Below are 12,645 nucleotides of genomic sequence, written 5' to 3' on the forward strand. Positions count from 1 at the left end.
CAAATAAAAAAGAGAGTCATTCCAAATTGTTGAAGGAATAACTCTCTTTTTTATATTTCAAACAGTGGCTTTTTTAAGTGAGCCAAAGAATGATTAATCAATTTTATTGTATTTCTTAGATACATTAGGAGTGATAGAAGTAATTCTAGTCACATCTTCTGATTCTTGTCCAACAGGAGTATTTTTCTCCTTTTGTTTCATGTAATCTTTATCGTGCAATTTTGTAAGCATTAGTCCTAACACAGAGAAAGTGAAAAGGATGATACTTAATGCAGTACTTGCATACCCTAAATCTAAAGTAGTAATATAATAAGTAATGATTGATGTAAGAATACATAAACCATATATCATTAATACAGCGTTTCTAGGTGAAAAACCAAATTTCACTAATAGGTGAGAAGAGTGGTCTTTACCTCCAACATAAATTGGTCTACCTGATCTAATTCTGTTGATAGTAACAAAAGTTACATCAAAAATTGGATAAGAAATTAAAAGGATAGGAGTAAGTATTCCAATGTTGATATCGGTGGTTTGCCATGATAACGACACACCGATCATTGATAACATATATCCTAAGAACATACTGCCTGAATCACCCATAAAAATACGAGCGTTTGGAAAGTTATTCGGAAGGAATCCGATAAGCACAGCAGAAAGCATTAAGCTAACTAAGGCTACTTCTGTATTTTGGAAATAAATGTTAGCAAAAATACCAAATGATAAAGCAATAATAGCAGCTACACCTGGAGATAAACCATTCATGTTATCAATTAGGTTCAAAGCATTAATTACCCCAATAATCCAAAAGAAAGTAAATAGTTGACTTAATACAGGAGGAAGGAAATTAGCAGAACCCATTACGAATATGGCAATTGATCCGGCAACAATTTGGAAAAATAATTTAACCTTAGGCTCCATAGCTTTTGATTTATCATCAAATGCTCCTGTAAAGAAAATAATTAGCCCACCTGTAAATAGCCAGATGTATTTATTTGTAAGTGGTGCATCAGGGTATATAAAAAATATACTACCGAAACACAACGAAACAGTAATAAAGCAGCTAACTATGGCTTTTATTCTTTTGTTATTAAATAAGAGGTACATCGAAAGTGTAATACCTAAAACACTAATTATTGACCATGGAATAGGAAGGATTCCTAAAAACGTAGATCCAATAATAAATGATACTACAATTGCGATACCGCCCATTAAAGCTGTAGTTTTTGTGTGAAAACGATCCGCTCGTGGTTTATCAACAATGTTATAACGGACTGCTTGTTTGATAAGCAATCGAGTGATGATGAAGGAAACGATCGCACCAACTGTTAAGCTCAGCAATAAAGTGGATTGGTTCATGTTAATTCTTTATAAGTTTTAGTCAAATCATTTACGAGTCGACTATAATTGTATTTTTTGTAGGTAGGGTCTTGATGTTCTTGAATGAATCTAGAATTTAAGTTATCATTATTCAAAAGTTTTAAAGATGCTTTCGCCATGGCATTAGCGTCATTTTTATCAACTAAAAATTCCTTGCCAAAATCAGTAAATAAATCAGGGACACCTCCAACAGCCGTAGACACTACAGATTTACCGTTTGTCATTGCTTCAATAATAGAAACAGGTGAACCCTCATTATTAGATGTTAGCAAAACTAAATCCAAACTTGAGTAAATAGAAGGAAGATCTTTTAAAAATCCTGTGAAAGTAATGTTTTTTTCTAAATTTAGTTGAGATGAATAATTTTCTAGCATATCTCTATCCTCACCATCACCAACCATAAAAAAGTGAACATCGTTCCTATTATTAAGGATTATTTTAGCAGTATCAATAAACAATTTGAGATTCTTTATTTGGGTAAAACGAGCAACGATACCAACTAATTTAATGTCTTTTTCAATATTATACTTTTTATGAAGGAAGTTTTTTTCTGAATTTTGAAAAAACTTATTTAAATCCAATCCCAATGGAATCATGTGATGTTTTGGAGGTGTACCGATGCCTAAAGAAAGGATTTCTTTCTGCTGTTTATTCGTAATAGTAATAATAACATCGGTGAAATGCCCTAAAAAACGTTCTATAAATAGAAATATTTTTGTTTTAATAGGAGAAAAATAACCGTCAAATACATGGCCATGGAAAGTGTGAACTGCTTTAATCTTTTTTCTTCTTAAAAAATTATTTAAAACAACTGCAGCTCTTCCAACAAACCCTGCTTTTGCAGTATGCGTGTGAATAATGTCAGGCTGGTATTCTCGAATGATTTTATCAATTTCTAAAATTGATTTTAAATCGTTGATAGGAGATAGTTCTCTTTGTAGGGTATTTAGGTAACGAACTTTTACACCTCTCTCTTCAGCAATGTAACTCATGTCGCCTTCATTTTCGGGGACTTTACCTGCAACGAGTAGGGTGTTAAATTTGTCATTATTCAGTTGTTCTGACAATATTGAAGTATGTATTGCAGGGCCACCTACGTTAAGACGAGCAATGATCCTTAATATCTTTATCTTATTCATTAAAAAAAAGTCTCCTTTTTTCTTTGTAGAAGTAAATAGGAGAATGTTTGATTGTTGGACAAATTTATACATTAATCCCGTTTCCTTCTAATATTTTACCCTCAAAAAGTAAAAATTAAAAGAAATGAAAAAAAAGAGACAATTTTTGATTGTTAAACAAAAGAATTTACATTTGTCTAAGTCTGTGTAAAATAGATTATACTAATAAGAATAAAACATGAAGCTAAAGAATTATACAAAAACTAAAGCTTTTTTAATTGTTTCATTAGCATTCATCTTTGGTGCTTGCGGTATTAAAGAAGAGAATGAACAATTGAAAGAGACTAATGCAAAACTTCAAGAAGATTTAGCTAGAGCAGAAGCAGCTGCTCAGACATTAAATGAGGTAGGTGCTTTAATAGATTCTATCGATGCTTCTAGAAACCTTTTATACATTGATATGGAGAAAGGGATTTCTGGTAAGACTTATGAGGAAAAAATTAGAGCTATTGATGCTTACATGAAAGAATCTGAGCAACGTATGGAGCAAATGGAAGCTAGTTTGGCAAAATCAAATGCTAAGAATAGTGCCTATGCTAATACTATCAGAAAGTTAAGACAACAATTAGATCAAAAGTCTCAAGAAATAGAAAGACTAAAGAGCAATGTTGAAAACTTAACTTCAGAAAAGAATGCTTTAATCAAAACAGTAGATTTACAAGCAAAAGAGCTTTCTGATCAAGAAGTTGCCATTCAAAAAAATAACGAAGAAATTACTCTTCAGAAAAATAGAATTCAAGAGTTAATGGTTCAGGCTAAGAAAACTGAAGCTGATGCTTATTATGCACAAGCTGAAGCACTGGAAGAAGCTGCTAAAAGAACAAAACTAGCTCCTAAGAAAAAGAAAGCGACTTATACAGAAGCTTTAGAATTGTATAAAAAATCTTTCGAAGCAGGTAAAAAAGATGCCTACGATAAAGTACAAGAGTTATCAGAGAAAGTAAACTAATTGAATTTTACTTTTGATAATCAAGGAAGCAGTCGATTTTTCGACTGCTTTTTTTGTTAATGATGTTTTGCACATCATAATGTTCATCCTAAATGCCTAATTTTGCATTCCTTATAAATTGATCAATTAATTCTTTTTACATGAAAAAAGTTTCTCAGTATGTAGTTCCACCTAATGTGGCTTTTGATGATGATAATTTTAAAACTTATGTTTTAAGAAAAGAAAAGCTACAAAACGAAAAAGAAGTGACCGTTCGTATGACGCGTCGTTCTGTGGATGCTCGTAAGAAAAAAGTAAAGGTAAATGTACAAGCAGAAATCTTTATTAATGAAACACCTTCTTTGTCTATTGATTATAAAAAAGATTATAAAGAAGTAAGTAATGCAAAAAGAGTGATTATAGTAGGGGCAGGCCCTGCAGGTTTATTCGCAGCACTTCGATTTTTAGAATTAGGTATTAAGCCAATCATCCTTGAAAGAGGGAATGATGTTCAAAAGAGAAGAAGAGACTTGGCTAATATTAATAAGAAAAATATAGTCAACGAAGATTCTAATTACTGTTTTGGAGAAGGTGGTGCAGGTACTTATTCTGATGGTAAACTTTATACTCGCTCTAAAAAGAGAGGAGACTTTAGAAGAATCTGTGAAATATTTGTAGCACATTCTGCTTCTGAAGAAATATTAATTGATGCACATCCTCATATTGGTACTAATAAACTACCTAAAGTGATTGCTGAAATGCGCCAAAGTATATTAGATGCTGGAGGTGAGGTTCATTTTGAAACTAGAGTGACTGATTTTATTCTAGATAAGGATGAAATTAAAGGAGTAGTTACTCAAAATGGAGTGAAACATGAGGGAGAATCGGTGCTTTTGGCTACCGGACACTCAGCGAGAGATATATTTAGACTACTTCATCAAAAAGAGATCGAGATTCAAAGAAAACCTTTTGCTTTAGGGGTAAGAATTGAGCATCCACAAGGATTAATAGATCAAGTACAATATCATTTACAAGATAGAAATAGAGGAGAGTATCTTCCTGCTGCAGCTTATTCTTTAGTTTCTCAAGTAGGTTATAAAGGACAAAAGAAAGGTGTATTTTCTTTTTGTATGTGTCCTGGTGGATTTATTGTCCCATCTGCAACTGCTCCAGGAGAAGTTGTTGTTAATGGTATGTCTCCATCAAGAAGAGATTCAAAATTTTCAAACTCAGGAATAGTAGTTTCTGTTGATGATGATGAATTTGCACCTTATATAGAGAAGTATGGCGAATTAGCAGCCATGGAATTTCAAGCAGCCATAGAAAAACAAGCTTGTGTAGTCGCTGGAGGAACTCAAGTTGCCCCAGCACAACGTTTGGTAGATTTTGTTCAAGGTAAAGTATCTAGTGATCTTAATGAAACATCTTATCAACCTGGTTTGTTATCAGTAGATATGAGAGAGGTATTACCAGAAGCTTTATCGCATAGATTAAAATTTGGCTTTAAAGATTTTGGGAAAAAGATGAAAGGATACCTTACGAATGAAGCACAAATAGTAGGTGTTGAAAGTAGAACTTCATCTCCTGTTCGTATTCCTAGAGAAAAAGAAACTTGTGAACATACACAGTTAAAAAGATTATTTCCTTCGGGTGAAGGTGCAGGTTATGCTGGCGGAATAGCATCTGCAGCAATGGATGGAGAATTATGTGCCAATAGAATAGCAGAAATGTATTGTGGTATTAAAGATGCCGCATCAAAATAATATATATATGAAGTCAAAGATTGCTGATATAAGACAAGACTACTCTAAAAAAGCTTTAGAGGAATCAGATGTGTTGAATCATCCAATTCAACAATTTGAGATATGGTTAGAAGAGGCGATAAAAGCAGAGGTGATGGAACCAACGGCTCTAAATGTAGCTACAGTCTCTAAAGAAGGAGCTATATCTTCTAGAACTGTATTACTAAAAGGTGTAGAAGAAAATGCTTTTGTATTTTATACTAATTATAATAGTAGAAAAGGACAAGCTCTACAAGATACTAAAAAGGCAGCCTTGAATTTTTTCTGGCCAGAGTTAGAACGTCAAGTTTGTATTGAAGGGACTGTAGAAAAAGTATCTGAGGAAACTTCTGATACTTATTTTGAGTCTAGACCTTATAAAAGTAAGGTTGGAGCATGGGCATCAGAACAGAGTTCTGAAATATCTTCTAAAAATGTTATCGTCACTCGTTTTGCTAAATATGCAGCTAAATTTATAACAAAGGTACCTAGACCACCTCATTGGGGCGGTTTTGCTGTAAATCCTACTCGAATTGAATTTTGGCAGGGAAGGCCATCGAGGTTACATGATCGTATTCAATATGAGAAAAATGAAGCAGGAGTGTGGTTAAGATCAAGATTAGCCCCATAATTGACGAAAAATTAAAAAATAGGAAGCTATTCATGAAAATGAATAGCTTTTTTTCGTTTTAAGCTCTTATTAAAGAGAAAATAGGTTCAATTTTGAGTGTTTTATTAAAAATAGGGTTAAAAATAATCTTTTGGTTTAAATTTTAACCCTTTGATTGGATTTTGATTAAAAAAATCAACTTGAAGGGTTTTAAATTGATCTTATTTTTAATTAAAAATACACTTTTGAATTTGTTTAGATTAAAAATTAACCCCTAAATAGATATTATTCTGTTAAAAATTTGGACTTTATGTTAGTAATCTCTTAAGTTTGTAAGGTAAAATTGAAAATTACTAACACACTCACCTATTATATTATGATTTCATTAAAAAGTTTCAACGCTAAAAGTGTGGCGTTATTACTATCCGTTCTCCTTATACCTACTCTAGGTTTCTCTGCTGATACATCTGCTTTAAATTCAGGTGATACAGCATGGATGTTAATTGCAACAGCATTAGTTATGCTAATGACTCCTGCAGGTTTAACATTATTCTATGGTGGTCTTGCACAAAGAAAAACAGTGTTAAATACAATTGGTATGAGTTACACTGCATTTTGTACAGGTACTTTAGTTTGGGTTATCATTGGTTATAGCTTAGCATTTGGAAAAGGAAATGCATATATCGGAGACTTCACTTCGTTCCTATTAGCAGATGTAAAAATTACAGACGTTGAAGGTTCTATCCCTAGAATCTTATTTATTATGTTCCAAGGTACTTTTGCAGCTATTGCAGTAGCACTTGTAAGTGGAGCAATTATCGAAAGAGTAAAATATTCAACTTGGATTATCTTCTCAGTGTTATGGGTTGCCTTAGTATATTCTCCAATTGCCCACTGGGTATGGGGAGGTGGTTTCCTTAGCCAAGATGGAGAATTAGATTTTGCAGGTGGTACAGTTATTCATATAAATGCAGGTGTTTCAGGTTTAGTTTTAGCATTAATGTTGGGTAAACGTTTAGCTAAAGATGAACATACAAATAAGCCTTCTTCTATCAAATTAATGGTTTTAGGTTCGGCATTATTATGGTTTGGATGGTTCGGTTTCAACGGTGGTTCTCAATTAGCCGCAGATTTCGTAGCAGCAAACGCAATGATGGTTACAAACGTAGCAGCAGCAGCTGGTGGTATGGCTTGGTTACTAATGGAATGGTTGACAATGGAAAAGAAACCAACTTTATTAGGTTCAGCTTCAGGTGTGATTTCTGGTTTAGTAGGTATCACTCCAGCTTCAGGGTATGTTGATGTTTCAGGTGCTTTAGCTATTGGTTTAATTTCAGGAGCTGTTGGTTTCTGGGGTGTTATTAAATTAAAAGAGAAATTAGGTTACGATGATACGTTAGATGTATTTGGTATTCACGGTTTAGTGGGTATTGTAGGTGCTGTTTTAACAGGTGTTTTTGCTAACCCTGAAGTAAATGGTGCAGCAGGTGCATTATATGGTAACCCAGGTCAAGTACTTGTACAATTAAAAGCAGTATTTGTAACAATAATTTACTCTGGTGTGGCATCATTTATTATCTTCAAGTTAACTGCATTAATCACTCAAGGTGGTCGTGTAACTAACAAATTAGAAAAAGAAGGTATTGATGAAGCATTCCACGGAGAAAGCTCATTTGATTCGATGTAAAAAATACACATTCGTAATTCTAAACGATTAGTTGTATTATTTATTGATATAGTTCTCAAGAGAGGTGCTTTTATTAGCACCTCTCTTTTTTTGTTTATAATGTTTCGGGGGTGGAGAGACAATGATGTTAATGATTTTCTTTCTCGGTTTCTATTTTTTATATTTCAGAACTACTTTAGACTACATCAATTTTTCACTTATTAGGATTCTATTCAAAATGCAATTTTTAATAGGTATCATTTTTTGAGTCTAATGACACGAAAAGCATTAACAATAAGTTAAGCAACATACTTCATTATAAACTTGAGCACTTTTTTTTACTCAGGTTACAAAATAAACTATTACTATTTTGAGATTAGGATCAATAGATATCGGGTCAAATGCTATCCGTTTTCAGGTGGTAACCACTCATGAAGATAAAGCTGGCAAAACTGTTTTTAAAAAAATTGAATACATGCGTTTCCCTTTAAGGTTAGGGACAGACGTCTTTAAAACAGGTAAAATACTAAGGCCAACAGAAGAAAAGTTCGTCAAATTAATGAGAGTCTTTTCTACATTATTCGACCTGTTGGAGGTGGATGATTATATTGCTTGTGCAACGTCTGCTATGAGAGAAGCTCGAAACGGTAAAGAAATTGTTGATAGAGTATATTATAAAGACGGTCTTAAGATTGATATTATTGAAGGCAAAGTAGAGGCGGAGATGATCTCTTATGCTTTAGATTCACATATTCCTATGGGAAATGTGGTGCATATTGATGTAGGAGGAGGAAGTACTGAGATAAATTTATACAAACACAATACTAAGGTTGCTTCAAAATCATTTAAAATGGGTAGTGTACGACAGTTAAATGAGGAAGACAGCAAAGAAGTGTTTAAGAAGATGGAAGAGTGGTATAAACTGGAATCAGCACCTTATTATCTTCAAGGTGAAGAAGTGATTTCCCTTGGTACAGGAGGTAACATTAATAAGCTTTTCAACTTATCCAAACATAAGAAAAGTGATGATAGAACAACTACATTAAGTGAACTCTTAAAGCTGAAAGATTGGTTAGGTGAGTTTACTCTTGAGGAAAGAATTAAGAAGTTGCGATTAAATGATGATAGAGCAGATGTAATTATTCCTGCTTCTAATATCTATACCAATGTTATGAAGATTGCTGAAGCCGAAAGGATAATAGTTCCAGGAGTGGGATTAAAGGATGGTATACTTCATTATTTGATGAATAAAAGAGGATATCAAGCAATGGATTAATAAACAAAAAGCCTTTCAACATAAATTGTTGAAAGGCTTTTTGTTATCTCACTCGGATTGTCCTACCTACCCTTAAAGTAGTTCGTTTTGACATTCCGTTCAATCGACATATTTTAGTGATAGATGTACCGTATTTTCTACTGATCTTCCATAAGGAATCTCCTGATCTTATTCGGTGATAAACACTTTTCTTAGATTCAATTAATAATTCGTAGTTTTTCGCAGTCAACTCAAATTCTGATGGGATTTTCATTTCTTGTTGTGCAAAATCTACCATATCAGATGGATTAAAGCCGTAACCTTGGTATCTGATTTCAAAATGTAAGTGAGGTCCTGTGCTTCTTCCTGTATTTCCACCTAGACCAATCACTTCTCCAGCTTTTACCTCTTGACCCGCCTTTACAATATATCGACTCATATGTCCATATAGAGTTTCTAACCCATTTTTATGTCTCACCATTACATAATATCCGTAACCTCTTCGGTTGTATTTTGCAATTCTAATTACTCCATCAAACATAGAGCGAATTGAATCTCCAATAGCCACTTTTACATCTACACCATGGTGGAACCTCCATCTTCTAAAACCATATTTTGAAGTCACTCTTTGAGGCTTGTCTAAAGGGTAAGCCCAAGCAGTTTCAGTAGATGTTGAATCATATAAATTTAAATGAATAGAATCACTTAATACTTTATGAGATATGTTATATGGATTTACATTGTAGTTGTCCCAAGTGTTGAAATAATCAAACCCACTTAAATAAGTAGCATCGATAAATTTTCCCGGCTGAATTTCTACTAAATTTTGGCAAGTAGAAGTTTCATTAAGATTTACTCTTTGATAAGGGGTAGGAATTTCATTTTTTAAGCTGATTTCTGCACAATCAACTTCTCCATTACTTAATAGGAAAGAAGAGGAAGCGTATTGATTTTTTAGGGTATCATCTTGAGTAGTAGTTGTTGTAACTTCTACCTTTTTATCTTTCTTTTTAAATAGCTTTTTGATGAATCCTTGGCCAAAAGAAGCGTTTGAAACAAATAAAATAAAAGTAGTTAAAAAAAGAACCTGTGAAATCTTACCGTTCACATTTTTAAATTTATGATACATAATAATTTATATACAGCGAGCCACACATGGTAGGCTTGTCAATTTGTTTATATTTCAGTTCTACAAGGTTAAAAAATATTGACCTAAAAGACAACTGTTTACTTTTAATATTTTTAATGGTTAACGTTATTTTTGTTTCGAAATTGCATAATATCAGGGACATTCAAAAAAAGGTCCAATCAAATATATGATTGGACCTTTATCTATGGTTGAAAAATCTTATTTATAGAATGATAAACTTTTCAACAATAAGTATCATAAAAACTATTACTAGTCTTCTAATTCTGTTAAATAACGTTCTGCTTCTAATGCAGCCATACAGCCTGTACCAGCAGCTGTAACCGCCTGACGGTAAACTGTATCTTGAACATCACCAGCAGCAAATACACCTTTGATATTTGTTTTTGTGCTATCAGATTTTGTGATCAGATAACCAGCGTCATCCATATCTAACTGTCCTTTGAAGATATCTGTATTTGGTTTGTGACCAATGGCTACAAAGAAACCTGTAACAGGCAGCTCTGTTTTTTCTTGTGTTTTGTTGTTGATGATTCTAACACCGTTCACAACGTCATCACCTAATACTTCGTCAGTATTACTGTTCCAATGGATTTCTATGTTTTCTTTTTTGATAACACGGTCTTGCATAATTTTAGACGCTCTCATTTCATCACGTCTTACAATCAAGTGCACCTTAGAACATAAGTTTGATAAGTAATGTGCTTCTTCGCAAGCAGAATCACCAGCACCAACAACTGCTACTTCTTGACCTCTGTAGAAGAAACCATCACAAACAGCACATGCAGAAACACCAGATCCATTCAAACGAGTTTCAGACTCTAAACCTAACCATTTTGCAGATGCACCAGTAGAAATGATGACTGTATCAGCAGAAATTTCAGTTTTTTCGTCGATAGTGGCAACGTGAGGCCCATTCTCGTTAAACTTCACACCAGTAACTAAACCATTTCTGATATCAGTACCAAAACGTTCAGCCTGTGCTTGTAATTCCATCATCATTTGAGGACCCATAATACCTTTAGGGTAACCAGGGAAATTCTCCACATCATTTGTGATAGTTAATTGACCACCAGGTTGAGGACCTTGGTATAATAATGGTTTTAGGTTTGCTCTTGATGCATAAATAGCTGCTGTATAACCAGCAGGACCAGAGCCTACAATAAGGGTTTTTACGTGTTCCATGATATATTTATAATAATATTTTAATTCTAGAAATAATAACTAAAGTATCTATGTGAGCGATCTTGTTTTACAACTTCGAGTATCACTCGGCCTCGAATACGGGATACTATTTTTGAAAAATCTTTAGGGTTTTCTAGCGGATATCTATTGATAGAAACTAAAATCATCCCTTTTTTTAATCCCATTTCTGAAATCAAACCACCACTAGCCACTTCTTCGATTTTAATACCGTTTTTAAGTCCTAATTTTGATTGCTCGATTTTTGAAAGCGGCGTAAATTTAGCACCAATTTCTTTGGCATCGTATACATTCTTCTCAGAAATTGTTGTGGTACCGTCGATATTTGTTAAAACAACTGTTTTTTTAATCTCCTTGTTATCTCTTTTGATAATTAAGTTAATTTTATCGCCAGGGACATAATAACTTAATTGTTCATCATAAGCCGATTCGGTGTCGATAGGAAAGTTATCAATAGAGAGAATAACATCACCTTCTTTTAATTTATTTTTTTCAGCGGCACCACCTTCAATTTTCGTGATGACTACTCCTTCAATATTTTTCAATTGTAGGGTCTCAGCAATTTTTTCATCCACTTCTTTAATACTAGCTCCTAAAAAGGCTTTCTGAACTTCTCCATATTTCTTGAGGTCATTCACTACTTTTGCAACAATATCAGAAGGGACAGCAAAACCATATCCAGCGTAACTACCTGTTTTTGATAAAATAGCAGTATTAATACCAACTAAATCACCATGAAGATTCACTAATGCTCCACCACTATTACCAGGGTTAATGGCAGCGTCTGTTTGAATAAATGATTCAATAGGAAAAACATCATTCATAATCCCTATTTTTCTACCTTTTGCACTTACAATACCTGCAGTTACAGTACTCGTTAGATTAAAAGGATTACCAACAGCTAAAACCCAATCTCCTACTCTTACCGCTTTAGAAGAAGCGATTTGAATAGCAGGTAAATCATTTTTATCTATTTTTAATAAAGCAATATCTGTGGATGGATCAATACCAATTAATTTGGCTTCATACGATCTTTTATTATAAATCACTTCAATTTTATCCGCTCCTTTTACTACATGGTTATTGGTGACAATGTAGCCATCTTTAGTAAAAATTACTCCAGAACCAGAACCCATTGCCATTCTAGAATTATTCTGACGACCTTGAGGGCCAAAAAATAATTCCATCCAAGATTTTCTGTTCGAATATCCTTTGATATATGTAACAATATATACCACAGATTGAGTACTTACCTCTGCAGCATCAGCAAAGGCTGATAATGCTAACTGATCTGAATTTATTTCTCTTGGAAACGTAGTATTAGAAGAAGAAACCAAAGGGTGTTCATCCACTTCTGTATTAGAAGCGAAAGTGAAGTTGTTTTCAGTTGGTTTAGGCTGTAAAAATTCTACATATAAAAAAGCGCCTGATAAACCACTTAAAACACTAATAAGGATAGTAAGAAGTGTTTTTTTCATGTTCAAATGTTTTTTTGATAGC

Annotated in this window: 10 protein-coding genes; 5 read left to right on the forward strand and 5 right to left on the reverse strand. The window is 33.4% G+C overall.

Annotated features, from left to right (window positions below; all coding sequences use genetic code 11):
• Positions 1–93: 93 nt before the first annotated feature.
• Positions 94–1,356, reverse strand: coding sequence for a glycosyltransferase family 4 protein (locus NH26_RS25145; RefSeq protein ID WP_084812244.1), 1,263 nt, complete (start codon positions 1,354–1,356; stop codon positions 94–96).
• The gene (locus NH26_RS18715) at positions 1,353–2,588 is read right to left on the reverse strand and encodes a glycosyltransferase (protein WP_044223485.1); all 1,236 of its coding nucleotides are present in this window, start codon (positions 2,586–2,588) and stop codon (positions 1,353–1,355) included. The genes NH26_RS25145 and NH26_RS18715 overlap by 4 nt, the downstream gene beginning before the upstream one ends.
• Positions 2,589–2,733: 145 nt before the next feature.
• Here NH26_RS18715 and NH26_RS18720 point away from each other — a divergent pair, with 145 nt between their 5' ends.
• The 5 genes from NH26_RS18720 (at position 2,734) to NH26_RS18740 (ending at position 8,816) form a co-directional block, all read left to right on the forward strand.
• Entirely contained in the window at positions 2,734–3,504 is a 771-nt protein-coding gene (locus NH26_RS18720) for a hypothetical protein (protein ID WP_044223487.1), read from the forward strand.
• 140 nt (positions 3,505–3,644) lie between these two features.
• A complete protein-coding gene (locus tag NH26_RS18725) occupies positions 3,645–5,246 on the forward strand; it encodes an NAD(P)/FAD-dependent oxidoreductase (RefSeq protein WP_044223488.1) in 1,602 nt (533 codons plus the stop codon).
• 7 nt (positions 5,247–5,253) lie between these two features.
• Complete coding sequence (gene pdxH, locus NH26_RS18730) at positions 5,254–5,895, forward strand: pyridoxamine 5'-phosphate oxidase (protein ID WP_044223490.1); 642 nt, start codon at positions 5,254–5,256, stop codon at positions 5,893–5,895.
• 355 nt (positions 5,896–6,250) lie between these two features.
• Positions 6,251–7,561, forward strand: a complete 1,311-nt coding sequence (locus tag NH26_RS18735; RefSeq protein ID WP_044223491.1) for an ammonium transporter — start codon at positions 6,251–6,253, stop codon at positions 7,559–7,561.
• Positions 7,562–7,910: 349 nt separating this feature from the next.
• Positions 7,911–8,816 (forward strand): Ppx/GppA phosphatase family protein, encoded by a 906-nt coding sequence (locus NH26_RS18740; protein WP_044223493.1) that lies wholly within the window; start codon positions 7,911–7,913, stop codon positions 8,814–8,816.
• Positions 8,817–8,859: 43 nt separating this feature from the next.
• Here the strand turns inward: NH26_RS18740 and NH26_RS18745 are convergent, their stop codons facing one another.
• The 3 genes from NH26_RS18745 to NH26_RS18755 all read right to left on the reverse strand — a co-directional run bounded on the left by NH26_RS18745 (position 8,860) and on the right by NH26_RS18755 (position 12,623).
• Complete coding sequence (locus NH26_RS18745) at positions 8,860–9,924, reverse strand: M23 family metallopeptidase (RefSeq protein WP_052432003.1); 1,065 nt, start codon at positions 9,922–9,924, stop codon at positions 8,860–8,862.
• A gap of 270 nt (positions 9,925–10,194) precedes the next feature.
• Positions 10,195–11,127: a thioredoxin-disulfide reductase gene (gene trxB, locus NH26_RS18750; protein ID WP_044223495.1), complete on the reverse strand. Its 933-nt coding sequence runs from the start codon at positions 11,125–11,127 to the stop codon at positions 10,195–10,197.
• A 26-nt stretch (positions 11,128–11,153) separates the two neighbouring features.
• Entirely contained in the window at positions 11,154–12,623 is a 1,470-nt protein-coding gene (locus NH26_RS18755) for a trypsin-like peptidase domain-containing protein (RefSeq protein WP_044223497.1), read from the reverse strand.
• Positions 12,624–12,645: the final 22 nt, after the last annotated feature.

Origin of the sequence: Flammeovirga pacifica (genome assembly GCF_000807855.2) — a bacterium.
Lineage (GTDB): Bacteria > Bacteroidota > Bacteroidia > Cytophagales > Flammeovirgaceae > Flammeovirga > Flammeovirga pacifica.

Excerpts from the sequence above, each read along its gene's own strand:
- NH26_RS25145 (WP_084812244.1), bottom strand. The coding sequence starts at position 1,356 with ATGAACCAATCCACTTTATTGCTGAGCTTAACAGTTGGTGCGATCGTT.
- NH26_RS18715 (WP_044223485.1), bottom strand. The coding sequence starts at position 2,588 with ATGTATAAATTTGTCCAACAATCAAACATTCTCCTATTTACTTCTACA.
- NH26_RS18720 (WP_044223487.1), top strand. The coding sequence starts at position 2,734 with ATGAAGCTAAAGAATTATACAAAAACTAAAGCTTTTTTAATTGTTTCA.
- NH26_RS18725 (WP_044223488.1), top strand. The coding sequence starts at position 3,645 with ATGAAAAAAGTTTCTCAGTATGTAGTTCCACCTAATGTGGCTTTTGAT.
- pdxH (WP_044223490.1), top strand. The coding sequence starts at position 5,254 with ATGAAGTCAAAGATTGCTGATATAAGACAAGACTACTCTAAAAAAGCT.
- NH26_RS18735 (WP_044223491.1), top strand. The coding sequence starts at position 6,251 with ATGATTTCATTAAAAAGTTTCAACGCTAAAAGTGTGGCGTTATTACTA.
- NH26_RS18745 (WP_052432003.1), bottom strand. The coding sequence starts at position 9,924 with ATGTATCATAAATTTAAAAATGTGAACGGTAAGATTTCACAGGTTCTT.
- trxB (WP_044223495.1), bottom strand. The coding sequence starts at position 11,127 with ATGGAACACGTAAAAACCCTTATTGTAGGCTCTGGTCCTGCTGGTTAT.
- NH26_RS18755 (WP_044223497.1), bottom strand. The coding sequence starts at position 12,623 with ATGAAAAAAACACTTCTTACTATCCTTATTAGTGTTTTAAGTGGTTTA.